At 62.5% G+C, this 24,971-nt stretch carries 22 protein-coding genes; 21 read left to right on the top strand and 1 reads right to left on the bottom strand.

Annotation, left to right across the window (positions count from 1 at the left end):
- Positions 1–9: 9 nt before the first annotated feature.
- From IB234_RS15820 to fabB, 3 genes are all read left to right on the top strand, one after another.
- Complete coding sequence (locus tag IB234_RS15820; protein ID WP_192319563.1) at positions 10–1,881, top strand: ATP-binding protein; 1,872 nt, start codon at positions 10–12, stop codon at positions 1,879–1,881.
- Positions 1,882–2,055: 174 nt separating this feature from the next.
- Positions 2,056–2,571: a 3-hydroxyacyl-[acyl-carrier-protein] dehydratase FabA gene (gene fabA, locus IB234_RS15815; RefSeq protein ID WP_192319561.1), complete on the top strand. Its 516-nt coding sequence runs from the start codon at positions 2,056–2,058 to the stop codon at positions 2,569–2,571.
- Between the two features lie 11 nt (positions 2,572–2,582).
- Entirely contained in the window at positions 2,583–3,797 is a 1,215-nt protein-coding gene (fabB, locus tag IB234_RS15810) for a beta-ketoacyl-ACP synthase I (protein ID WP_192319558.1), read from the top strand.
- Between the two features lie 226 nt (positions 3,798–4,023).
- On the opposite strand, the gene icd is transcribed toward fabB, so the two are convergent.
- A complete protein-coding gene (gene icd, locus IB234_RS15805; RefSeq protein WP_192319556.1) occupies positions 4,024–5,280 on the bottom strand; it encodes an NADP-dependent isocitrate dehydrogenase in 1,257 nt (418 codons plus the stop codon).
- Between the two features lie 314 nt (positions 5,281–5,594).
- On the opposite strand from icd, the gene IB234_RS15800 reads away from it, so the two are divergent.
- The 18 genes from IB234_RS15800 to nuoH all read left to right on the top strand — a co-directional run bounded on the left by IB234_RS15800 (position 5,595) and on the right by nuoH (position 24,966).
- A complete protein-coding gene (locus tag IB234_RS15800) occupies positions 5,595–6,056 on the top strand; it encodes an NUDIX hydrolase (RefSeq protein ID WP_192319554.1) in 462 nt (153 codons plus the stop codon).
- Between the two features lie 67 nt (positions 6,057–6,123).
- A complete protein-coding gene (gene mnmA / locus IB234_RS15795) occupies positions 6,124–7,242 on the top strand; it encodes a tRNA 2-thiouridine(34) synthase MnmA (RefSeq protein WP_192319552.1) in 1,119 nt (372 codons plus the stop codon).
- A complete protein-coding gene (gene hflD / locus IB234_RS15790; RefSeq protein WP_192319550.1) occupies positions 7,239–7,859 on the top strand; it encodes a high frequency lysogenization protein HflD in 621 nt (206 codons plus the stop codon). The genes mnmA and hflD overlap by 4 nt, the downstream gene beginning before the upstream one ends.
- Before the next feature lies 1 nt (position 7,860).
- The gene (locus IB234_RS15785; RefSeq protein ID WP_192319548.1) at positions 7,861–8,730 is read left to right on the top strand and encodes a DMT family transporter; all 870 of its coding nucleotides are present in this window, start codon (positions 7,861–7,863) and stop codon (positions 8,728–8,730) included.
- Between the two features lie 75 nt (positions 8,731–8,805).
- A complete protein-coding gene (gene purB / locus IB234_RS15780; RefSeq protein ID WP_192319546.1) occupies positions 8,806–10,176 on the top strand; it encodes an adenylosuccinate lyase in 1,371 nt (456 codons plus the stop codon).
- A gap of 78 nt (positions 10,177–10,254) precedes the next feature.
- Positions 10,255–11,421, top strand: coding sequence for a cupin domain-containing protein (locus tag IB234_RS15775; RefSeq protein ID WP_192319544.1), 1,167 nt, complete (start codon positions 10,255–10,257; stop codon positions 11,419–11,421).
- Entirely contained in the window at positions 11,414–11,839 is a 426-nt protein-coding gene (locus IB234_RS15770) for a GNAT family N-acetyltransferase (protein ID WP_192319542.1), read from the top strand. Before IB234_RS15775 ends, IB234_RS15770 begins: the two co-directional genes overlap by 8 nt.
- Before the next feature lie 9 nt (positions 11,840–11,848).
- Positions 11,849–12,481, top strand: coding sequence for a histone acetyltransferase HPA2 (locus tag IB234_RS15765; protein ID WP_192319540.1), 633 nt, complete (start codon positions 11,849–11,851; stop codon positions 12,479–12,481).
- Positions 12,478–13,287: a secretin N-terminal domain-containing protein gene (locus IB234_RS15760; protein ID WP_192319538.1), complete on the top strand. Its 810-nt coding sequence runs from the start codon at positions 12,478–12,480 to the stop codon at positions 13,285–13,287. The genes IB234_RS15765 and IB234_RS15760 overlap by 4 nt, the downstream gene beginning before the upstream one ends.
- A gap of 476 nt (positions 13,288–13,763) precedes the next feature.
- On the top strand, positions 13,764–15,359 hold the full coding sequence (locus IB234_RS15755; protein WP_192319536.1) for an isocitrate lyase: 1,596 nt from the start codon (positions 13,764–13,766) through the stop codon (positions 15,357–15,359).
- A gap of 373 nt (positions 15,360–15,732) precedes the next feature.
- Positions 15,733–16,062 carry a murein L,D-transpeptidase catalytic domain-containing protein gene (locus IB234_RS15750; protein ID WP_225580649.1) on the top strand — a complete coding sequence of 110 codons (330 nt, stop codon included), beginning with the start codon at positions 15,733–15,735 and terminating at the stop codon, positions 16,060–16,062.
- A gap of 325 nt (positions 16,063–16,387) precedes the next feature.
- Complete coding sequence (locus IB234_RS15745) at positions 16,388–16,801, top strand: NADH-quinone oxidoreductase subunit A (RefSeq protein ID WP_192319532.1); 414 nt, start codon at positions 16,388–16,390, stop codon at positions 16,799–16,801.
- Between the two features lie 10 nt (positions 16,802–16,811).
- Positions 16,812–17,489, top strand: coding sequence for a NuoB/complex I 20 kDa subunit family protein (locus tag IB234_RS15740; RefSeq protein WP_192319530.1), 678 nt, complete (start codon positions 16,812–16,814; stop codon positions 17,487–17,489).
- Positions 17,490–17,543: 54 nt separating this feature from the next.
- Positions 17,544–19,322 carry an NADH-quinone oxidoreductase subunit C/D gene (nuoC, locus tag IB234_RS15735; RefSeq protein ID WP_192319528.1) on the top strand — a complete coding sequence of 593 codons (1,779 nt, stop codon included), beginning with the start codon at positions 17,544–17,546 and terminating at the stop codon, positions 19,320–19,322.
- A 4-nt stretch (positions 19,323–19,326) separates the two neighbouring features.
- On the top strand, positions 19,327–19,827 hold the full coding sequence (gene nuoE / locus IB234_RS15730; RefSeq protein ID WP_043311295.1) for an NADH-quinone oxidoreductase subunit NuoE: 501 nt from the start codon (positions 19,327–19,329) through the stop codon (positions 19,825–19,827).
- A complete protein-coding gene (nuoF, locus tag IB234_RS15725; RefSeq protein ID WP_192319526.1) occupies positions 19,824–21,182 on the top strand; it encodes an NADH-quinone oxidoreductase subunit NuoF in 1,359 nt (452 codons plus the stop codon). The genes nuoE and nuoF overlap by 4 nt, the downstream gene beginning before the upstream one ends.
- 86 nt (positions 21,183–21,268) lie before the next feature.
- On the top strand, positions 21,269–23,977 hold the full coding sequence (gene nuoG, locus IB234_RS15720) for an NADH-quinone oxidoreductase subunit NuoG (RefSeq protein ID WP_192319524.1): 2,709 nt from the start codon (positions 21,269–21,271) through the stop codon (positions 23,975–23,977).
- Positions 23,974–24,966, top strand: coding sequence for an NADH-quinone oxidoreductase subunit NuoH (nuoH, locus tag IB234_RS15715; protein WP_192319521.1), 993 nt, complete (start codon positions 23,974–23,976; stop codon positions 24,964–24,966). Before nuoG ends, nuoH begins: the two co-directional genes overlap by 4 nt.
- The last annotated feature ends 5 nt before the right edge of the window (positions 24,967–24,971 follow it).

The following is a 24,971-nucleotide window of genomic DNA, read 5'->3' as shown; positions in this document are numbered from 1 at the left end:
GACGCCTTGATGCTCTCCCGTAGATGGGACATCCATACCCGCACCCAGCTCATCAGCGTTGGCCCTGCACTGCTGCTGACCCTCCTACTGACCGGGTTCTTCACCTACTCGCGACTGGAGGATCTGCGCCAGGAGATCAACCAGACCGGCCAATTGATGGCCAACCAGTTGGCGCCAGCTGCTGCACACGGTGTAGCAATAGGCGATCCCCAATCGCTGGAGACGATGCTTCGCGCGACCCTGCAGACCCCAGGAGTACGCTTCCTGGAGGTACGCGACAAAGCCGAGAACATTCTCGTCTACGTCGAACAGCACAACGGCCAGGCGACTCAGCAGGTAGACATCTTCCATGCCCCCATCCGTCGTGGAGGCTCGAGCGCCGATGACTATATAGGCCGCGTTGTAGTCGGCATGGCCGACGAGACCCTCACCAGTCGCCAGGAGGCCATTCTGCTGAAGGCAGCGGTACTGGCGCTGATCGCACTGCTATTGACATTCTTCCTCGCGCGCCAGCTGGCACGGCGCCTGTCGCAGCCCATCAGTGCGATGGGGCGAGCGGTAGAGGCTATAAAAGCCGGAGACTACCGAGCTCAGCTGCCAGAGGACGACAGTAGCGAGCTCGGCGACCTGGCCCGGCACATAAACAACCTTGCCACTGAGCTGGACAGCGCCAGCCGGGAGCAACGCGAGGCGATTCACCAGTTGACTCAAGCCCGGGAGGAAGCCGAGCAGGCCAATCGCGCCAAATCCGATTTTCTGGCGATGATGAGCCATGAGCTACGCACCCCGATGAATGGGGTGCTGGGCATGCTGCAGCTGCTGGAAACCACCGAAATGAACCAGGAGCAGGCCGAATACTCGGCCCTGGCCATCGAGTCGACCGAGCACCTGCTCAAGGTGATCAACGACATTCTTGACTTCTCCCGCATCGAGCGTGGTGCCCTCGAACTGGAGCGCATTCCCTTCTCCCTGACGGAGCTGCTGCAGGACTCCATCCAGGTCTTCCAGCACAGCGCCCAGCAGCGCGGCCTCTATCTGCACCTGGAAAACCCTACCGATCTGGAGAGCTTCGAAGTTCAAGGCGACCCCACCCGCATCAGGCAGATTCTGGTCAACCTGCTGGGGAATGCCCTGAAATTCACAGAAGAAGGTGGCATTCGAATAGAGACCCAGTGGCACCCCCTGGACAGCGAAGTACTGTGGTTCACCTGTGCGGTGCGCGACAGTGGCATCGGTATCGCTCAGCAGCGCCTCGAACACATGTTCAATGCCTTCCAGCAAGCCGACAACTCCATATCGCGTCGCTATGGCGGAACCGGCCTGGGGTTATCGATTGCCCGCACACTGGCTGAGCGAATGGGGGGCACTCTCCATGCCATCAGTGAGGAAGGTGCTGGCTCGGTGTTCACCCTGGAGATTCCTCTACCGTTCAGCAGACGCAACGTGGAAAGCCCACAGCCGAAAAAACGCAGCGAGGAGGCCGAAAGCGGGTTGGAGGTGCTTCTGGTAGAGGACAATCCGGTCAATCAAACGGTGATAGAAGCGATGCTGCGCAGTCTGGGTTATCGCGTAGAACTGGTCGGCGACGGCGCCCATGCGGTGCAGCACTTTGATCCTCAACGCTTCGCTGCCGTGCTGATGGACTGCCGCCTGCCCATCATGGACGGCTATGAGGCGACCCGGCAGATTCGTCGCAGGACACCTCAATGCAATACCCCGATCATCGCCCTCACCGCCAATGCCCTACAGGGTGATCGTGAGGCCTGCCTGCAGGCCGGTATGAACGACTATCTCGCCAAACCTTTCAAACGTGCCGATTTGGAACGGGTATTGCTGCGTTGGCTGGGCAAACGCGGTCAGGCCTCTCCACAAGAGTACTAGACTCAGCCCGCGGGCGACTGGTCATGATCTGTGACAAGTTCAGCCGGTATACAGGTGTACACACTAACCTGTGACTTTCACCATGACGCAACAGTCTATGACTAGTCTGCCGCTACACAAGAAAACCGCGGCACAGCTTTAAACCCCGCCAAGGGGGACCATTGAGGAGTTCGCATGACCAAGCAAAACGCCTATACCCGGGAAGAATTGCTCGCCTGCAGCCGCGGCGAACTGTTTGGCCCAGGTAATGCGCAGTTGCCCGCCCCTAACATGTTGATGATCGATCGCATCGCTCATATCAGTGACACCGGCGGCAAGTACGGCAAGGGCGAGATCGTCGCCGAACTCGATATCAATCCGGACCTCTGGTTCTTCGCCTGCCACTTCGAAGGCGACCCTGTCATGCCGGGCTGCCTGGGCCTCGACGCCATGTGGCAGCTGGTTGGCTTCTACCTCGGCTGGCAAGGCAACCCCGGCCGCGGCCGCGCACTGGGTTCGGGCGAAGTGAAGTTCTTCGGTCAGGTACTGCCGACCGCCAAGAAACTCACCTACACCATTCATATCAAACGTACCATCAGCCGCTCCCTGATCCTCGGCATCGCCGACGGCAGCGTCGCCGTCGATGGTCGAGAAATCTACAGCGCCGAAGGCCTCCGCGTCGGCCTGTTCACCTCTACCGACAGCTTCTGAAGGGTATTCGCATGCGTCGCGTCGTGATCACCGGTCTAGGCATCGTTTCTTGCCTGGGCAATGACAAGGACACCGTTTCCGCCAACCTGCGCGCCGGCAAGGCGGGTATCCGCTTCAACCCGGAATACGCCGAGATGGGCCTACGCAGCCAGGTTTCCGGCTCCGTAGACCTCAATCTCGAAGAGCTGATCGACCGCAAGGTATTGCGCTTCATGGGTAATGCTGCCGCCTACGCCTATCTATCGATGGAAGCGGCAATCAAGGACTCCGGCCTTACTCCGGAAGAGATATCCAACCCGCGCATCGGCCTGATCGCCGGCTCCGGTGGAGCCTCCACCCTGAACCAGATGGAAGCCATCGATACCTTGCGCGAGAAAGGCGTCAAGCGCGTCGGTCCGTATCGTGTGCCACGCACCATGGGCAGCACCGTGTCTGCCTGCCTGGCCACACCATTCCAGATCAAGGGTGTGAACTATTCAATCTCCTCCGCCTGCGCCACCAGTGCCCACTGCATCGGTCACGCGATGGAGCAGATCCAGATGGGCAAGCAGGACATGGTATTCGCCGGCGGCGGCGAAGAAGAGCACTGGAGCCAGAGCTGCCTGTTCGATGCCATGGGCGCCCTCTCCACTCAGTACAACGAAACCCCCGAGAAGGCCTCCCGCGCCTACGATGCCAAGCGTGACGGCTTCGTCATCGCGGGCGGCGGCGGCATGGTGGTGGTCGAGGAATTGGAGCACGCGCTCAAGCGTGGCGCCAAAATCTATGCCGAAATCGTCGGCTATGGCGCCACCAGCGATGGCTATGACATGGTGGCACCGAGCGGTGAAGGCGCAGTGCGATGCATGCAGCAAGCCTTGGCGACCGTCAAGGCACCGATCGACTACCTCAATACCCACGGTACTTCCACCCCGGTCGGCGACAGCGCTGAAGCCCGGGCGGTGCGCGAAGTGTTCGGCGACAAAGCCCCGGCCATCAGCTCCACCAAGAGCCTGTCCGGCCATTCGCTGGGCGCCGCCGGCGTGCACGAGGCGATCTATTGCCTGCTGATGATGCAGGGTGGCTTCATCGCCGGTTCGGCAAACATCGAGGAAATCGACCCGGAGGTGGCAGACCTGCCCATCCAGCGCGAAACCAGCGATGCGCAGCTGAACACCGTGATGAGCAACAGCTTCGGCTTCGGCGGCACCAACGCCACCCTGGTGCTGCAGCGCTATCAGGGCTGATTGCCAGCCACATGAAAATGGCGCCTTCGGGCGCCATTTTTTTGCCTATTGGAATAGCAGAAAGAGATCATCGATCTGCTAGCAATGCACCTCAATGCACGATATTCGAGTCATATGCGAAGGCAAAAAAAATCCGACACCGGCTACCGGTGTCGGATTCTCTGGGAAATGTCAGCGAGACTGACAACTGCAAACATGCAGCTATCAGCCCCTTTTCCCTTGTGACTTACATATGGGAGATGATGGCATCGCCGAACTGCGAGCAAGACTGCAGCTTGGCGCCTTCCATCAGACGCTCAAAGTCATAGGTCACAGTCTTCGCAGCGATGGCACCGTTGGTGCCCTTGATGATCAGATCGGCAGCTTCAGTCCAGCCCATGTGACGCAGCATCATCTCGGCAGAGAGGATGACCGAACCCGGGTTGACCTTGTCCTGGCCGGCGTACTTCGGCGCAGTACCGTGAGTCGCTTCGAACATGGCGATGTTGTCGGACAGGTTGGCGCCCGGCGCGATACCGATACCACCTACTTCAGCCGCCAGGGCGTCGGACAGGTAGTCACCGTTCAGGTTCAGGGTGGCGATTACATCGTACTCGGCCGGACGCAGCAGGATCTGCTGCAGCATGGCGTCGGCGATGGCATCTTTCACCACGACGTTCTTGCCGGTGTTCGGGTTCTTGAACTGCATCCAAGGGCCGCCATCCAGCAGCTCAGCACCGAACTCGTCACGAGCAACTTCGTAGCCCCAATCCTTGAAGGCACCTTCGGTGAACTTCATGATGTTGCCTTTGTGCACGATGGTCAGCGATTCACGGTCGTTGTCGACGATATATTGCAGAGCCTTGCGCACCAGACGCTTGGTGCCTTCTTTCGACACCGGCTTGACGCCGATACCGCAGTCCTGATCGAAACGGATCTTGGTGACGCCCATTTCTTCTTTCAGGAACTTGATGACCTTGGTTGCTTCTGGCGAACCGGCCTTCCACTCGATACCGGCATAAATGTCTTCCGAGTTCTCACGGAAGATGGTCATGTCGACGTCGCCAGGACGCTTGACCGGGCTCGGCACACCTTCGAACCAACGCACCGGGCGCAGGCAGACGTACAGATCCAGCTCTTGGCGCAGAGCCACGTTCAGGGAGCGGATGCCACCACCGACCGGAGTGGTCAGCGGACCTTTGATGGACACGACGTAGTCGCGAACGGCTTCCAGAGTCTCTTTCGGCAGCCAGGTGTCCTGGTCGTAGACCTGGGTGGCTTTCTCGCCAGCGTAGACTTCCATCCAGGCGATCTTGCGGTCGCCGCCGTAGGCTTTCTGGACAGCAGCGTCGACGACTTTGATCATCACCGGGCTGATATCGACACCGATGCCATCACCTTCGATGAAGGGGATGATCGGGTTGTTCGGCACGTTCAGGGACATGTCGGCGTTGACGGTGATTTTGTCGCCGTTCGCAGGCACCTGGATCTTCTGGTATCCCATGCTGGACTCCGTTTGTTTTCGTGGTCTGACAATCCGCCGAGCGGGTGGCGCGACGGACGATACTTGGGTCGCGGAAAGGTGCCGCATTCTTGTAGTTTTTCTACAGAAAGTCACGCACTTTTCGACATTTACTGACAGCCTGGTGACAGCCTAGACTGCTTAAATCCTGGCCCAGCGCCATTCTTGTAGTCAAACTACAGAAGCGCTACAGAGCACCCCACAAGGGCGCTTTCAATCCTAGCAGCTTGGCTCCAGATTGCTTTGACTCCGGTCTCAGCCGACTGTTGACCAGCCGATTCTCAGAGGTTCCCGCAATGCGCTTTACCCCCCATGTGACAGTCGCCACCGTCGTCGAGGACCAGGGTCGCTTTCTGCTGGTCGAGGAACTGGCCGGCGGCCAGGCTGTATTTAACCAGCCTGCCGGCCATCTGGAAGCCGACGAAAGTCTGATCGAGGCGGCTTTGCGCGAGACACTGGAAGAAACCGGCTGGCAGGTCGAGCTGACTGCCGTCACCGGCATCTACCTCTACACCGCCCCCAGCAATGGCGTGACCTACCAGCGCGTGTGCTTTGCCGCCAGACCGCTGCGCCACCTGCCGGATTCGCCACTGGACGAAGGCATCATCGGCCCGCAATGGCTGACCCGCGAAGAGCTGGCCGCCCAGCCCGAGCGCTGGCGCAGCGAACTGGTGCTGCGCTGCATCGACGACTACCTGGCCGGCGAACGCCATTCCCTGAGCCTGATCCGCGACCTGGCCGATCGCGGTCCGGCCTGATTCGCCGCGCGCCGCCCGCTCCTGATAGAATCGCCCCCTTTCTGCAGTCAGCCCTCTTCGAATTCCCATGCGCGAACCAGCCAATACCCGAGTCATCGTCGGCATGTCCGGCGGCGTCGACTCTTCCGTTTCCGCCCTCCTGCTGCTTGAGCAGGGCTATCAGGTGGAAGGTCTGTTCATGAAGAACTGGGAAGAGGACGACGGCACCGAATACTGCACCGCCATGGACGACCTGGCCGATGCACAGGCCGTGTGCGACCGCATCGGCATCAAGCTGCACACCGCCAACTTCGCGGCGGAATACTGGGACAATGTGTTCGAGCACTTCCTCGCCGAATACAAGGCCGGACGCACGCCGAACCCGGACATCCTGTGCAACCGCGAGATCAAGTTCAAAGCCTTCCTCGACTACGCACTGAGCCTGGGAGCCGACCTGATCGCCACCGGCCACTATGTACGTCGCCGCGATGTCGACGGCCGCAGCGAACTGCTCAAGGGCCTCGACCCGAACAAGGACCAGAGCTACTTCCTGCACGCCGTCGGCGGCGAGCAGATCGGCCGCACCCTGTTCCCGGTCGGCGAACTGGAGAAGCCGCAGGTGCGCGCCATCGCCGAGAAGTACGACCTGGCCACGGCCAAGAAGAAGGACTCGACCGGCATCTGCTTTATCGGCGAGCGCCGCTTCAGCGACTTCCTCAAGCAGTACCTGCCGGCCCAGCCGGGCGACATCGAGACCACCGAAGGCGAGGTGATCGGCCGCCACGTCGGCCTGATGTACCACACCATCGGTCAGCGCCAGGGCCTGGGCATCGGCGGCATGAAGAATGCCGGTGATGAACCCTGGTACGTACTGCACAAGGACCTGAAGCGCAACGTGCTGATCGTCGGCCAGGGCAACGACCATCCCTGGCTGTTCTCCCGCGCCCTGCTCGCCTCGGACATCTACTGGGTCAACCCCATCGACCTGTCCAGCCCGCGCCGCCTCACTGCCAAGGTGCGCTACCGCCAGGCCGACCAGACCTGCACTCTGGAGAAGACCGAGCACGGCTACCGCGCCGTGTTCGACGAGCCACAGCGCGCTGTCACCCCCGGCCAGTCCGTGGTGTTCTACGACGGTGAAATCTGCCTCGGCGGCGGCGTGATCGAAATTGCCGAGCCCTGCGCAGAAGGAGCCCCGAGCGCATGAGCCCGATCCAGGAACAGCTGATCGCCCTCTCCGCCGTATTCCAGGCCGCCAGCCTGGTCGACAAACTGGCCCGCACCGGCCAGATCAGCGATGCCCAACTCGGCTGCCTGCTCGGCAGCCTGCTGGTGCGCGATCCGAAGAGCACACTGGAAGTCTATGGCGGCGACGACCTCAACCTGCGCGAAGGCTACAAGGCCCTGGTCAGCACCCTGGAGCGCAACCCGACCAGCTTGCAGCGCGAGCCGCTGCGCTACGCCCTGGCCCTGCTCGGCCTGGAGCGCCAACTGGCCAAGCGTGACGACATGCTGCAGACCGTCGGCAACCGACTGGACCAGATCCAAGGCCAAGTCGAGCATTTTGGCCTGACCCACGACAACGTGGTGGCCGCCTGCGGCGGACTGTACCAGGACACCATCAGCACCTTCCGCCAACGCATCCAGGTGCACGGCGACATGCGCTACCTGCAGCAGCCGGCAGTCGCCTCCAAGGTACGCGCCCTGCTGCTCACCGGCATCCGCTCGGCGCGCCTGTGGCGCCAGCTTGGCGGCCACCGCTGGCAACTGGTGTTCAGCCGTGGCAAGCTGCTCAAGGAACTCTACCCGCTGCTGCGGAGCTGACGTGAACATTCCCAGCCGCAGCGTGAAACCGGTACAGGGCGCCCTGCTTCTGGCACTCTCCGCCCTGCTCTTCTCGCTGATGGGCGTGGGCATCCGCGAGGTCTCCGGCGGCGTCAACAACGAGACAGTGGTGTTCTTCCGCAGCCTGGTCGGCGTGCTGTTCTTCCTACCTTTGCTGCTAGTGAAGGGCCCGCGCCCGCTCAAAACAGGCCGTCTGAAGGCCCATCTGTGGCGCACCATCTATGGCCTGCTGGCCATGTACTGCTTCTTCTACGCCATCGCCCATCTACCACTGGCCGACGCCATGCTCTTCACCTACTCGGCGCCGGTATTCACCCCAGTGCTGGCCTGGTGGCTGCTCAAGGAACCATTGACCAAGCGCATGCTGATCACCAGCGCCATCGGCCTGATTGGCGTGCTTCTAGTGGCCAAGCCCAGCGAGGCTCTATTCGATGTCCTGGCCCTTGTCGGCCTGGCCGCCAGCATTCTGGCCGCCTTCGCCTTCGTCTCCATCCGCGAGATGAGCGACACCGAGCCGGCGTTCCGCATCGTCTTCTACTTCTCGCTGTTCAGCGCACTGTTCTCCGCCGTGCCGCTGAGCTGGGCCTGGCAGCCACTGGACCAGCACCAGCTAGGCCTGCTACTGGTTATCGGCCTGCTCGCCACCGTCAGCCAGATCGTCATGTCCAAGGCCTATGGGCTGGCACCACCTGGCCTCATCGGCCCCTTCGCCTACCTGGCCATCGTCTTCGCGGGCATTGTCGCCTGGCTGCGTTGGGGTGAAATGCCCGACCTCGCCTCGCTTATAGGAGCTGCGCTGATCTTCACCTCCAGCCTGCTGGCCATCGCCCGCCGACCAAGCGCGCGCTAGCCGAGCGGGCGGCCGGGGCGATTTCGTGTATGATGTGCGCCCTTTTCGTTGACCGACCTGTCCGAGAACGCCTCCATGCAGCTCTCCTCGCTCACCGCGGTTTCCCCCGTCGATGGCCGCTACGCCAGCAAAACCAGCTCCCTGCGCCCGATCTTCAGCGAATACGGCCTGATCCGTTTCCGCGTGATGGTCGAAGTCCGTTGGCTGCAACGCCTGGCCGCCCATGAAGGCGTCGCCGAAGTAGCGCCCTTCTCCGCCGAAGCCAACGCCCTGCTCGACGAGCTGGCCGAGAACTTCGCCATCGAACACGCCGAGCGCGTGAAAGAGATCGAGCGCACCACCAACCACGACGTCAAAGCCGTGGAGTACCTGCTCAAGGAGCAGGCCGCCAAGCTGCCGGAACTGGCCGCCGTCAGCGAGTTCATTCACTTCGCCTGCACCAGCGAAGACATCAACAACCTGTCCCACGCCCTGATGCTGCGTGAAGGGCGCGACAGCGTGCTGCTGCCGTTGATGAAGCAGATCGCTAGCGCCATCCGCGAGCTGGCCGTCAAGTTCGCTGGCGTGCCGATGCTGTCGCGCACCCACGGCCAGCCGGCTTCGCCGACCACCCTCGGCAAGGAACTGGCCAACGTCGTCTACCGCCTGGAGCGCCAGATCGCTCAGGTAGCCGCCGTACCGCTGCTGGGCAAGATCAACGGCGCCGTAGGCAACTACAACGCCCACCTGTCCGCCTACCCGCAGATCGACTGGGAAGCCAACGCCAAGCAGTTCATCGAGGGCGACCTGGGTTTGCAGTTCAACCCCTACACCACGCAGATCGAGCCGCACGACTACATCGCCGAACTGTTCGACGCCATCGCCCGCTTCAACACCATCCTCATCGACTTCGACCGCGACGTCTGGGGCTACATCTCCCTCGGCTACTTCAAGCAGAAGACCGTGGCCGGTGAAATCGGCTCCTCGACCATGCCGCACAAGGTCAACCCGATCGACTTCGAGAACTCCGAAGGCAACCTGGGTATTGCCAACGCGATCTTCCAGCACCTGGCCAGCAAGCTGCCGATCTCCCGCTGGCAGCGCGACCTGACCGACTCCACCGTACTGCGCAACCTCGGCGTCGGCTTCGCCCACAGCGTCATCGCCTACGAAGCCAGCCTCAAGGGCATCGGCAAGCTGGAGCTGAACGAAGCGCGCATTGCCGCCGACCTGGACGCCTGCTGGGAAGTCCTCGCCGAGCCGATCCAGACCGTGATGCGCCGCTACGCCATCGAGAACCCCTACGAGAAGCTCAAGGAGCTGACCCGCGGCAAGGGCATCACCCCGGAGGCGCTGCTCGCCTTCATCGATGGCCTGGACATGCCGGCCGCCGCCAAGGAGGAGCTCAAGCAGCTCACCCCGGCGAGCTACATCGGCAACGCCATCGCCCAGGCCAAGCGCATCTGAGCGCCACCAGCCTCCTCAACGCCCGGCTGAGCCGGGCGTTTTTGTTTTAGCCATTTCATCTCTTTCAAGGGCTTAGCCATGAATCCTGATACTCCTCTGCAGCTGCTGGGCGGCCTCACTCCTCGCGAGTTCCTGCGCGACTACTGGCAACAGAAGCCCCTGCTGGTCCGTCAGGCCATCCCCGGCTTCGAAAGCCCGATCACCGGCGACGAGCTGGCCGGCCTGGCCCTCGAAGAGGAGGTCGAATCGCGCCTGGTCCTGGAGCACGGCGCGCACCCGTGGGAGCTGCGTCGCGGCCCGTTCGCCGAAGACGCCTTCAGCCAGCTTCCAGAGCGCGACTGGACCCTGCTGGTGCAGGCCGTCGACCAGTTCGTGCCGGAAGTGGCCGAAGTGCTCAAGGACTTCGGTTTCCTACCCAGCTGGCGTATCGACGACCTGATGATCAGCTTCGCCGCACCCGGCGGCAGCGTCGGCCCGCACTTCGACAACTACGACGTATTCCTGCTGCAGGCCGAAGGCCAGCGCCGCTGGAAGATCGGCCAGATGTGCGACGCCGACAGCCCTCTGCTGCAGCACGCTGATCTGCGCATCCTGGCCGACTTCGAGCAGACCGACGAGTGGGTACTGGAGCCAGGCGACATGCTCTATCTGCCGCCGCGCCTGGCCCACTACGGCATCGCCGAAAACGACTGCATGACCTATTCGGTTGGTTTCCGCGCCCCCAGCGCCGCCGAGGTACTGACCCACTTCACCGACTTCCTCGCCCAGTTCCTACCGGACGAAGATCGCTACAGCGATGCAGGCATGGCCCCGATCAGTGACCCGCACCAGATCCAGCAGGACGCCCTCGACCGCCTCAAGGCGCTGCTGACCGAGCACATGAGTGACCAGCGCCTGCTGCTGACCTGGTTCGGCCAGTTCATGACAGAGCCACGTTACCCCGAATTGGTCACCGGGCCGGAGATCGAGGAGGAAGATTTCCTCGCCGCCCTGGGAGACGGTGCGGTACTGGTGCGCAATCCCAGCGCACGCCTGGCGTGGAGCGAAGTGGACGTCGGCCTTGTGCTGTTCGCCAGCGGGCAGAGCCGCCTGCTGCCGGCTCACCTCAAGGAGCTGCTGCGCCTGGTATGCGCCGCTGACGCCCTGCACAGCGACAACCTGGCGCCTTGGTTGGCCGACGATGACGGGCGTACACTGGTGCGTGAACTGGTCCAGCAGGGAAGTTTGGAGTTTGCTGATGAGTGATATCCACGTCCGCCTCGCCCACTGGCAGAAGGACAACGCCGACCTGCGGCGCATCCGCGAGGCAGTGTTCATCGCGGAACAGGCGGTGCCAGCCGAACTCGAATGGGATGACGAAGACATCGAGGCCGTGCACTTCCTCGCCTGCGAGGGCGACTACCCGATCGGCACCGCTCGCCTGCTGGCGGACGGCCAGATCGGTCGCGTTTCGGTACTCAAGGACTGGCGCGGCCTGAAGGTGGGCGACGCACTGATGCGCGCCGCCATCGAGGCCGCCGAAGAGCGAGGCCAGCGCGAACAGAGACTCAGCGCCCAGGTCCACGCCGCCTCCTTCTATGAGCGCCTGGGCTTCTGCATCGAGGGCGACGAGTACCTCGAAGCAGGCATCCCTCACGTAATGATGGTGCGCCATAGCGACTAGGATCCAAGCATGAGCGAAGAAAACGCCCCGATCGACGAAAACGAGCCAGAGCTTCCGGCCATCGATTTCCAGTCGCCGGGGCGTTTTTCCGTGCGCAACCCGGACACGTTTCCGGCGCTGACCACGGAGGCACGCGAGCCGGCACCCTTCCTGCTCGGCCAGCACCCGCACCTCGAACGCTTCACCCGCCCGGAACAAGCCCAGGCTCACGCCCTGGCCCTGCTGCTGCAGGCACGCCAGAGCCTGAGCCTATACAGCCCGGACCTGGAAGCCTGGCTCTACAGCCACAGCAGCGTGCAGGAGGCCTGTACGCGCTTCCTGTTGGCCAGCCCGAAGAATCGCTTGCGCATCCTCGTGCGCGATGTCGGCAAGCCGGTGCGCCAGGGCCATCGCTTGCTCAACCTGGCACGACGCATCACCAGCAACCTGCATATCCGCAGGATCAATCCCGACCACCCCAGCGACGAAAGCGCCTACCTGCTGGCCGACGATCGCGGCCTGCTGCTGCGCGAGGCGCCGGAGCAGTACGCCGGCTATGCGCTGTACAACGACCCCGGCCGCGTACGCCAGCGCCAGGCACAGTTCGATCAGGCCTGGGACATCAGTATTTCCGACCCCGATCTGCGGAGCATCCTGCTATGAACCTGCGTGCCTGCCTGCTCGCCCTGTTGTTCGGCTTCAGCCTGCCGCTGCAGGCCGCCACCGAGCTGATCCAGCTCAACTACCGCACCGCCGAAGATGTGCTTCCGGTGGTGCAATCGGCACTGGACGGCCAGGGCAAGGTCAGTCCCTACGGCAACCAACTGGTGATCAACGCGTCCCCGGAGAAGATCCAGGAAGTGCGCGATCTGCTGCAGCAACTGGACACCGCACCGCGGCGGCTACTGATCAGCGTTGACACCAACGAGAGCAGCTTTCAGGACCGCGACGGCTACCGGGTCGATGGCAGCGCCAGCGCCGGAAACACCGAGGTAATTGCGGGGCGCGGTGAAGTGCATGGCCGCGACCAAGTACGCGTTATCCGCCGCTCCACCAACAGCCGCAGCGGCGGCACCCAGCAGATTCAGGCTACAGAGGGCTATCCGGCGCTGATCCAGGTCGGCCAGAGCGTGCCACTAACCAACACCAGCGTCGGCCCCTACGGCCAGGTCTACCAGAACACCCAGTACCGCAATGTCACCCAGGGCTTCTATGTCACCGCCAGCATCACCGGAGACATGGTCCACGTCAGCATCAGCAGCAATAACGACCGGGTGAACCAGTATCAGCCAGGCGTAATAGACACCCAGAGCACCGATACACGAGTCAGTGGCCGACTTGGTGAATGGCTTCCGCTGGGCGGCATCAGCGGCGAGACTCGCAATGACGATTCGGGCTTTCTGCGCCAGCAGTCCACACGCGGCGCCAACGATATGAGCATGCGCATTCGTGTCGAGGCACTCGACTAAGGTCTATCGCCTGACCATGTAGTCTCATAAAAAAAGCACTACAAAATCGTTGACGAACGCGCGTTTGAAAGCGCATGATGGCGCCGCTCCCGCTAGCCAGAGGTCCTGATTCAGGGCCTCCAGATTGATCCCGTAACACCATTCGGGTCGATCCGTGTTCTAACAGCCCACAAGGCGTTTCAACGAGGTTGCGACTGGAACGTAAGTTGTCCTGAGGGACGGGGAAGCCTTAGCGTTATTAGCCAGATCGTTTGACCAGAGCCGCATCGCCCAACGGTTTCCACGAGCCGGCAAGCCGCGAATCTGTTCCCTCGAACTGTCTCGTTTCGTCCTCTCCTCCTCTCCGCAACACTCTCGTCCCCGTCAATATCTCGAAGTACGTCCTGTGTCGCCCGCAACACTGCAAGCTTTGTTTGCACGTTGGTTTTGGGTGGGAAGTCGGTGCTCAACCAAACTCATACTTTGAAGGATTGACCATGTCAGCTTATCAAAACGACATCAAAGCCGTTGCCGCCCTGAAAGAAGCCGCAGGCAGCAGCTGGAGCGCGATCAACCCGGAATACGTTGCTCGTATGCGCGCCCAGAACCGCTTCAAAACCGGTCTGGAAATCGCTCAGTTCACCGCTGACATCATGCGCAAAGACATGGCCGAGTACGACGCCGACTCGTCCGTATACACCCAGTCCCTGGGCTGCTGGCACGGCTTCATCGGTCAGCAGAAGCTGATCTCGATCAAGAAGCACCTGAAGACCACCAACAAGCGCTATCTCTACCTGTCTGGCTGGATGGTTGCTGCTCTGCGTTCGGACTTCGGCCCGCTGCCGGACCAGTCCATGCACGAGAAAACCTCGGTTTCCGGCCTGATCGAAGAGCTGTACACCTTCCTGCGCCAGGCTGACGCCCGTGAGCTGGACCTGCTGTTCACCGCCCTGGACTCCGCTCGCGCTGCTGGCGACAACGCCAAAGCTGCTGAAATCCAGGCTCAGATCGACAACCACGAAACTCACGTTGTCCCGATCATCGCCGACATCGACGCTGGTTTCGGTAACGCCGAAGCTACCTACCTGCTGGCCAAGAAAATGATCGAAGCCGGTGCTTGCTGCATCCAGATCGAGAACCAGGTTTCCGACGAGAAGCAGTGTGGCCACCAAGACGGTAAAGTGACCGTTCCGCACGTTGACTTCCTGGCCAAGATCAACGCCGTTCGCTACGCCTTCCTGGAACTGGGCATCGACAACGGCGTGATCGTTGCTCGTACCGACTCCCTGGGTGCTGGCCTGACCAAGCAGATCGCTGTTACCAACGAGCCGGGCGACCTGGGCGACCAGTACAACTCCTTCCTGGATTGCGAAGAAATCTCCGCTGCCGACCTGGGCAACGGCGACGTCGTGATCAACCGTGGTGGCAAACTGCTGCGTCCGAAGCGTCTGGCCTCCAACCTGTTCCAGTTCCGCGCTGGCACCGGCGAAGCTCGTTGCGTACTGGACAGCATCACCTCGCTGCAGAACGGCGCCGACATGCTGTGGATCGAAACCGAGAAGCCGCACGTTGGCCAGATCAAAGGCATGGTTGACGAGATCCGCAAGGTTATCCCGAACGCCAAGCTGGTCTACAACAACAGCCCGTCCTTCAACTGGACCCTGAACTTCCGTCAGCAAGCGTTCGACGCTTTCGCTGCCGAAGGCAAAGACGTTTCCGCCTACGACCGCGCCAAACTGATGAGCGCCGAGTACGACGAAACCGAACTGGCCCAAGTTGCCGACGAGAAGATTCGCACCTTCCAGCGCGACGCCTCCGCTCAGGCTGGTATCTTCCACCACCTGATCACCCTGCCGACCTACCACACCGCCGCGCTGTCCACCGACAACCTGGCCAAAGGTTACTTCGCAGACCAAGGCATGCTGGCCTACGTGAAAGGCGTTCAGCGTCAGGAAATCCGTCAGGGTATCGCCTGCGTTAAGCACCAGAACATGTCCGGCTCCGACATCGGCGACGCTCACAAAGAGTACTTCGCTGGTGAAGCTGCCCTGAAAGCAGGCGGTAAAGACAACACCATGAACCAGTTCCACTAATAGGAACCGGCTCTGCGGCCTGGCCGCAGGTGTTATCAGACGAAGCCCCGGCAGTAATGCCGGGGCTTCGTCGTTTTCGGCCTTGCCATAAGCCGCCACTCTGCATACCAAGACCGCATCCCATTGATTGAAGCGTCACAATCGGCCGCTCAGGCACAGCCGCCGACGATCTGCTGTACCTGCTCCCCGTCGCTACGGCCAAGACATCCTCGAACAGTTGTAGGACGATCGGCACCCGCAGTTCGCCGTGGTCGACTACGACGACACACGCCTCCTTCTGTTCGAGCGCGGCAGCCTGCGCTTGGTGAGCAGTTACCGGGCAACCCACGGCGCGACTCCAATCCCGAACAAGACTGCGTCGACTCCTTCGCCTATGCCGAAGGCAGCCGCGCCAGCTCGCTGGGCGTGTTTCGCACCAGCGCTGTGTATAGTCAGTAAAGCCGGCCAAGGATTATCCATGCGTCTGCTGGGGCTGAGCGACAGCAATGCCAATGCCGAGCGGCGCGCCATCGTGCTGCACGCTCGCGATTACATGGAAGAGGATTTCGTGCGACGCCACGGTGTGGCCGGGCGCGGCTACAGCTGCCCGGTACTGGCCGACGCTGATCGAGACCTAGCCATCACCACATTGCGCGGCGCCGCATTGATTTTCGTCGTGGACAGCCGACTCACATCGCACGACTATCTGAATCGCCGCCAATAGTTTCCGAATCACACAAGCGCTGACTGAGCACTTTTTCACCTAATGAATGCGACTCACTGTAAACAATTACCGACAATTTTTTGCATAAAGGCGCCACCTGCCCACATAAGACCAAAGGAGCAAGTATCCATGCAGGCCGCGCCAATCGGGGCATAGCGACTATAAAGAGGAAAATTGCGGCTTCTCAGCGTGCACTTTTTTATTCGGAAAAATTTACTTAACGCGCCCTGCGCGCATAAAATTGCCGTCATAACTCAGCAGGGCAGCCCTACCAGGTTGCTCTACCATTATTAAAAAGCCGCCCCTTTACCCAAGGAGCTCCGGCATGCCTGATGCGGTATCGACCATGTCCCATAACTGGGCCTTCGCTGTATTCCTGCTCGGAGTCTTCGGGCTGATCGCCTTCATGCTTGGTCTGTCCAGCCTGCTCGGTAGCAAGGCCTGGGGCCGCAGCAAGAATGACCCCTTCGAGTCAGGCATGTTGCCGGTCGGTAATGCCCGGCTACGCTTTTCGGCAAAATTCTATCTGGTCGCGATGCTCTTCGTGATCTTCGACGTTGAAGCCCTCTATCTCTTCGCTTGGGCAGTCTCGGTACGCCAAAGCGGCTGGGCCGGCCTGATCGAGGCTACAGTTTTCATAGCAATTCTGTTGGCTGGTCTTGTCTATCTTTGGCGTATAGGCGCGCTCGACTGGGCGCCCGAAGGCCGTCGTAATCGGCAGGCGAAGCTAAAACAATGAGGCTTTGGCGATGCAATACAAACTTACTCGGATCGATCCGGATGCTCCCAACGAGCAGTATCCGATCGGCCAGCGGGAGACCGTAGCCGATCCACTGCTAGAGGATGAGGTCCACAAGAACATCTTCATGGGTAAGCTCGAAGATGTTCTCAACGGTGCGGTGAACTGGGGTCGCAAGAACTCCCTGTGGCCGTACAACTTCGGTCTGTCCTGCTGCTACGTGGAAATGACCACGGCCTTCACCGCGCCTCACGACATTGCCCGCTTCGGTGCGGAAGTGATTCGTGCATCCCCGCGCCAGGCCGATTTCATGGTCATCGCTGGCACTTGCTTCATCAAGATGGCGCCTGTCATCCAGCGTCTCTATGAGCAAATGCTGGAGCCTAAATGGGTCATCTCCATGGGCTCCTGTGCGAACTCCGGCGGCATGTACGACATCTACTCGGTGGTCCAGGGTGTCGACAAATTCCTCCCGGTGGACGTCTATATTCCCGGCTGCCCGCCCCGCCCCGAAGCATTCCTGCAAGGCCTGATGCTGCTGCAAGAATCCATCGGCCAGGAGCGTCGCCCGCTATCCTGGGTTGTTGGCGACCAAGGCATCTACCGTGCCGAAATGCCTTCGCAGAAGGAACAGCGCCGCGAACAACGCATCGCTGTAACCAACCTGCGCAGCCCCGACGAAGTGTGAGCCGGCCCCAGGCCCGCTCACTGACGCCGAATACCGCCGATAGCGACTAAAGACATGACTGACAGCATTCTGTCCGTTCCACCGTACAAGGCAGACGACCAGGACGTGGTTGTCGAGCTGAACTCCCGTTTCGGTGCCGAGACCTTCACCGTCCAGAGCACCCGTACCGGCATGCCGGTGCTGTGGGTCGCCCGCGATCGCCTGATCAACGTGCTGACCTTCCTGCGCAACCTGCCGCGCCCCTACGTCATGCTGTACGACCTGCATGGCGTCGACGAGCGTCTGCGCACCCAGCGCCGCGGCCTGCCGGGCGCCGACTTCACCGTGTTCTACCACCTGATGTCGGTCGAGCGTAACAGCGACATCATGATCAAGGTCGCCCTCAAAGAAGGCGATCTCAACGTCCCCACCGTCACCGGTATCTGGCCCAACGCCAACTGGTACGAGCGTGAAGTCTGGGACCTGTACGGCATCACCTTCCAGGGCCACCCGCACCTGACCCGCATCATGATGCCGCCGACCTGGGAAGGTCACCCGCTGCGCAAGGACTACCCGGCGCGCGCCACCGAATTCGATCCGTTCAGCCTGACCCTGGCCAAGCAGCAGCTGGAAGAAGAAGCCGCGCGCTTCAAGCCGGAAGACTGGGGCATGAAGCGTCAGGGCGAGCACGAGGACTACATGTTCCTCAACCTCGGCCCGAACCACCCATCCGCGCACGGTGCGTTCCGCATCATCCTGCAGCTGGACGGTGAAGAGATCATCGACTGCGTCCCGGACATCGGCTACCACCACCGTGGTGCCGAAAAGATGGCCGAGCGCCAGTCCTGGCACAGCTTCATCCCCTACACCGACCGCATCGACTACCTCGGCGGGGTGATGAACAACCTGCCCTACGTCCTGTCGGTCGAGAAGCTGGCCGGGATCAAGGTACCGGACCGCGTCGACTTCATTCGCGTAATGCTCGCCGAGTTCTTCCGCATCACCAGCCACCTGCTGTTCCTGGGTACCTATATCCAGGACGTCGGCGCCATGACCCCGGTGTTCTTCACCTTCACCGACCGCCAGCGCGCCTACAAGGTGATCGAGGCCATCACCGGCTTCCGCCTGCACCCGGCCTGGTACCGCATTGGCGGCGTCGCCCACGACCTGCCGCGCGGCTGGGACAAACTGGTCAAGGAATTCGTCGACTGGCTGCCCAAGCGCCTCGACGAGTACACCAAGGCTGCCCTGCAGAACAGCATCCTCAAGGGTCGTACCATCGGCGTTGCCCAGTACAACACCAAGGAAGCGCTGGAATGGGGCGTCACCGGCGCCGGCCTGCGTTCCACCGGCCTGGACTTCGACCTGCGCAAGGCACGTCCTTACTCCGGCTACGAGAACTTCGAGTTCGAAGTGCCGCTGGCCCATAACGGCGACGCCTACGACCGCTGCATGGTCCGCGTCGAAGAGATGCGCCAGAGCATCCGCATCATTGACCAGTGCCTGCGCAACATGCCGGAAGGCCCGTACAAGGCGGATCACCCGCTGACCACGCCGCCGCCGAAAGAGCGCACCCTGCAGCACATCGAGACCCTGATCACTCACTTCCTGCAAGTCTCGTGGGGCCCGGTCATGCCGGCCAACGAAAGCTTCCAGATGATCGAGGCGACCAAGGGCATCAACAGCTATTACCTGACGAGCGACGGCAGCACCATGAGCTACCGCACGCGCATCCGGACGCCCAGCTTCCCGCACCTGCAGCAGATCCCTTCGGTGATCCGCGGCAGCATGATCGCGGACCTGATCGCCTACCTGGGTAGCATCGACTTCGTTATGGCCGACGTGGACCGTTAATCACATGAGCCAGACTGACCTGATCCAAACCGACCGCTTCGAACTCAGCCAGGCCGAGTACGATGCCATCGAACACGAAATGCACCACTACGAGGACCCGCGCGCGGCGTCCATCGAAGCCCTGAAGATCGTGCAGAAGCAGCGCGGCTGGGTGCCGGACGGCGCCATCTACGCCATCGCCGACATCCTCGGCATCCCTGCCAGCGACGTCGAGGGCGTGGCCACTTTCTACAGCCAGATCTTCCGCGTGCCGGTCGGCCGCCACGTGATCCGCGTGTGCGACAGCATGACCTGCTTCATCGGCGGCCACGAGAACCTGCTCGGCAGCCTCAAGGACAAGCTCGGCATCGTCCCCGGCCAAACCACCGCCGACGGCCGCTTCACCCTGCTGCCGGTGTGCTGCCTGGGTAACTGCGACAAGGCCCCGGCGGTGATGATCGACGACGACACCTACGGCAACCTCGATGCCAACGGCATCGCCCAGCTGCTGGAGTCCTACGCATGAGTGCCAAGACCCTTACCTCCATCGGCCCGATCAACAGCATCGCCCGCACCGAGGAAACCCATCCGCTGACCTGGCGCCTGCGTGACGACGCCCAGCCGGTATGGCTGGAGGAATACCAGGCGAAGAACGGCTACGCCGCCGCGCGCAAGGCCCTGAGCGAAATGGCTCAGGCCGACATCGTGCAGACGGTCAAGGATTCCGGCCTCAAGGGCCGCGGCGGTGCGGGCTTCCCCACCGGCGTGAAGTGGGGCCTGATGCCGGCCGACGAATCCATGAACATCCGCTACCTGCTGTGCAACGCGGACGAAATGGAGCCGAACACCTGGAAGGACCGCATGCTCATGGAGCAGCTGCCGCACCTGCTGGTGGAAGGCATGCTGATCTCCGCGCGCGCGCTCAAGGCCTACCGCGGCTACATCTTCCTGCGCGGCGAGTACGTCGACGCGGCAGCCAACCTGAACCGCGCCATCGATGAAGCCAAGGCCGCCGGCCTGCTGGGCAAGAACATCCTCGGCAGCGGCTTCGATTTCGAGCTGTTCGTCCACACCGGCGCCGGTCGCTACATCTGCGGTGAAGAAACCGCACTGATCAACTCCCTGGAAGGCCGCCGTGCCAACCCGCGCTCCAAGCCGCCCTTCCCCGCTGCTGTCGGCGTGTGGGGCAAGCCGACCTGCGTGAACAACGTCGAGACCCTGTGCAACGTGCCGGCGATCGTCGCCAACGGCGTGGACTGGTACAAGACCCTGGCCCGTCCGGGCAGCGAAGACATGGGCACCAAGCTCATGGGCTTCTCCGGCAAGGTGAAGAACCCCGGCCTGTGGGAGCTGCCGTTCGGCATCCCGGCCCGCGAGCTGTTCGAGGACTACGCCTGCGGCATGCGTGACGGCTACAAGCTGAAATGCTGGCAGCCCGGCGGTGCCGGCACCGGCTTCCTGCTGCCCGAGCACCTGGACGCGGCCATGTTCGCCGGCGGCATCGCCAAGGTCGGCACCCGTATGGGTACCGGTCTGGCCCTGGCCGTGGACGACTCGGTCAACATGGTCTCGCTGCTGCGCAACATGGAAGAGTTCTTCGCCCGCGAATCGTGCGGCTGGTGTACTCCGTGCCGCGACGGTCTGCCGTGGAGCGTGAAAATCCTCCGCGCCCTGGAACGCAAGCAAGGCACCCAGCAGGACATCGATACCCTGCTCGGCCTGGTCAACTTCCTCGGCCCCGGCAAGACCTTCTGCGCCCATGCACCGGGCGCCGTCGAACCGCTGGGTAGTGCGATCAAGTATTTCCGTCCGGAGTTCGAGGCTGGCGTATCCAGCTCGGCCATTCCGGCACCGGCCGCCGCGCAGTTCGCGCCGGCCTGAAGCATTGGCCTCGCGGCCAAGGCCGCGAAGCAACCGTGATTCCATTAGCCAAGCCTGCTTCGGCGGGTAAAGAAGAAACCTGAACCATGGCCACTATCCACGTAGACGGCAAAGATTTCGAAGTCGATGGGGCGGACAACCTGCTGCAGGCCTGTCTGTCTCTCGGGCTCGACATCCCCTACTTCTGCTGGCACCCGGCGCTCGGTAGCGTCGGCGCCTGCCGCCAATGCGCGGTGAAGCAGTACACCGATGAAAACGACAAGCGCGGCCGCATCGTCATGTCCTGCATGACGCCAGCGACCGACAACACCTGGATCAGCATCGACGACGAAGAGTCCAAGGCCTTCCGCGCCAGCGTCGTCGAGTGGCTGATGACCAACCACCCGCACGACTGCCCGGTGTGCGAGGAAGGCGGTCACTGCCACCTGCAGGACATGACGGTGATGACCGGCCACAACCAGCGCCGGTACCGCTTCACCAAGCGCACCCACCAGAACCAGCAGCTCGGCCCGTTCATCTCCCACGAGATGAACCGCTGCATCGCCTGCTACCGCTGCGTGCGCTACTACAAGGACTACGCCGGCGGCACCGACCTGGGCGTCTACGGCGCGCACGACAACGTGTACTTCGGTCGCGTCGAGGACGGCGTGCTGGAGAGCGAGTTCTCCGGCAACCTCACCGAGGTCTGCCCGACCGGTGTGTTCACCGACAAGACCCACTCCGAGCGCTACAACCGCAAGTGGGACATGCAGTTCGCCCCGAGCATCTGCCATGGCTGCTCCAGCGGCTGCAACATTAGCCCCGGTGAGCGCTATGGCGAGATCCGCCGCATCGAGAACCGCTTCAACGGCTCGGTGAACCACTACTTCCTGTGTGACCGCGGCCGCTTCGGCTACGGCTACACCAACCGCGAAGACCGCCCACGCCAGCCGCTCTTCGGCGAAGCCAAGCTGGGCATCGACGCTGCGCTGGACAAAGCCGCCGAGCTGCTCAAGGGCAAGCGCGTGATCGGCATCGGCTCGCCGCGTGCCAGCCTGGAAGGCAACTACGCCCTGCGCGAGCTGGTCGGCGAAGCCAACTTCTACAGTGGCATCGGCGCCCGCGAGCTGGAAAATATCCGCCTGATCCGCGACGTGCTGCAGAACGGCCCGCTGCCGGTGCCGTCGATCCGCGAGATCGAAGATCACGACGCCGTGTTCGTCCTCGGTGAAGACCTGACCCAGACCGCCGCGCGCGTCGCCCTGGCCCTGCGCCAGTCGGTCAAGGGCAAGGCCACCGAGATTGCCGCCTCGATGAAGATCCAGGACTGGCATATGGCCGCCGTACAGAACGTGGCCCAAGACGCCCTGCATCCGCTGTTCATTGCCAGCGTCGACGCCACCCGCCTCGACGACGTCGCCGAAGCCTGCGTGCACGCAGCTCCCGCCGACCTGGCGCGCATCGGCTTCGCCGTGGCCCACGCCATCGACCCGAGCGCCCCGGCCGTCATCGGCCTGGACGACGAGGCCGCCGAGCTGGTGCAACTGATCGCCGACGCCCTGCTGGCCGGCAAGCGCCCGCTGATCGTCAGCGGCGCCTCGCTGGGCGAGAAGAGCATCGTCGAGGCCGCAGCGAACATCGCCCAGGCCCTGAAGAACCGCGAGAAGAACGCTTCCATCAGCCTGGTGGTGCCGGAAGCCAACAGCATGGGCCTGGCCCTGTTTGGTGGTGAATCGGTAGACGCCGCGCTGGAAGCTCTGAGCGCAGGCCAAACCGACGCCGTGATCGTGCTGGAAAACGACCTGTACCGCCGCGCCGACGCCGCCAAGGTCGATGCCGCGCTGGCCGCCGCCAAGGCGGTGATCGTCGCCGACCACCAGCAGACCGCTACCACCGCCAAGGCCAACCTGGTGCTGTCCGCCGCCAGCTTCGCCGAAGGCGATGGCACCCTGGTCAGCCAGGAAGGCCGCGCCCAGCGCTTCTTCCAGGTATTCGAGCCGAGCTACTACGACAGCAATATCCTCGTGCGCGAAGGCTGGCGCTGGATGCACGCGCTGCACAGCACCCTGCAGGGCAAGGCCGTGGACTGGACCCAGCTGGACCAGGTCACCGCCGCCGTCGCCGCCAGCAGCTCCGTGCTGGCCGCGATCACCGACGCCGCGCCAAACGCCTCGTTCCGCATCAAGGGCCTGAAGCTTGCACGTGAGCCGCTGCGTTACAGCGGCCGTACCGCCATGCGCGCCAATATCAGCGTGCACGAGCCCCGTCAGCCGCAGGATCAAGACTCCGCCTTCGCCTTCTCCATGGAAGGCTATTCGGGCAGCAAGGAAGACCGTCAGCAGATTCCGTTCGCCTGGTCGCCGGGCTGGAACTCGCCGCAGGCCTGGAACAAGTTCCAGGACGAAGTCGGTGGCCATCTGCGCGCCGGTGACCCTGGCGTGCGCCTGATCGAGTCGCAGGGCAAGACCCTGGCCTGGTTCGCCGTGCCGGGCGCCTTCGCTCCGGCTCAGGGCTCCTGGCAGGTCGTGCCGTTCCACCACCTGTTCGGCAGCGAGGAGAACTCCTCCCGCGCCGCCCCGGTGCAGGAACGCATCCAGCCCGCCTACGTTGCCCTGGCCAAGGCCGAAGCCGATCGCCTGGGCGTCAACGACGGCGCGCTGATCAGCCTGACCGTCGCCGGCCAGGTCCTGCGCCTGCCGGTGAAAGTCAGCGAAGACCTGGCCCTGGGCCTGGTCGGCCTGCCGGCCGGCTTCGCCGGTATCCCGGCCGCCGTCGCCGGCGCGACAGCCACCGGACTGCAGGAGGCCGCGCAATGAGCTGGCTGACGCCCGAACTGCTCAACGTCTTCATCGCCGTCCTCAAGGCCATCGTCATCCTGCTGGTGGTGGTGGTCTGCGGCGCGCTGCTGAGCTTCGTCGAACGCCGTCTGCTGGGCTGGTGGCAGGACCGTTACGGTCCGAACCGCGTCGGCCCGTTCGGTATGTTCCAGATCGCTGCGGACATGCTGAAGATGTTCTTCAAGGAAGACTGGACGCCGCCGTTCGCCGACAAGTTCATCTTCATGCTGGCGCCGATGATCGCCTTCGCCGCCATGCTGATGGCCTTCGCCATCATCCCGGTCACCCCGACCTGGGGCGTGGCGGACCTGAACATCGGCATCCTGTTCTTCTTCGCCATGGCCGGTCTTTCGGTGTACGCCGTGCTGTTCGCCGGCTGGTCGAGCAACAACAAGTTCGCCCTGCTCGGCAGCCTGCGTGCCTCGGCCCAGACCATCTCCTACGAGGTGTTCCTGGCCCTGGCGCTGATGGGTATCGTCGCCCAGGTCGGCTCGTTCAACATGCGCGACATCGTCGACTACCAGGCCGAAAACCTGTGGTTCATCATTCCGCAGTTCTTCGGCTTCTGTACCTTCTTCATCGCCGGCGTCGCCGTGACGCACCGTCACCCATTCGACCAACCGGAAGCGGAGCAGGAGCTGGCCGACGGTTACCACATCGAATATGCCGGCATGAAATGGGGCATGTTCTTCGTCGGCGAGTACATCGGCATCGTGACCATCTCGGCTCTGCTGGTGACCCTGTTCTTCGGCGGCTGGCACGGTCCGTTCGGCATCCTGCCGCAGATCCCGTTCATCTGGTTCGCGGCCAAGACCTGCTTCTTCATCATGATCTTCATACTGCTGCGCGCATCGATCCCGCGCCCGCGGTATGACCAGGTCATGGCGTTCAGCTGGAAGTTCTGCCTGCCGCTGACTCTGATCAACCTGCTGGTGACCGGCGCGCTCGTGCTGGCCTCGGCCCAGTAAGGAGA

The organism is Pseudomonas sp. PDM16 (assembly GCF_014851865.1).
Lineage (GTDB): Bacteria > Pseudomonadota > Gammaproteobacteria > Pseudomonadales > Pseudomonadaceae > Aquipseudomonas.
Note: the sequence above shows the minus strand (reverse complement) of the source record. Positions and strands in the feature narration are given on the sequence as shown.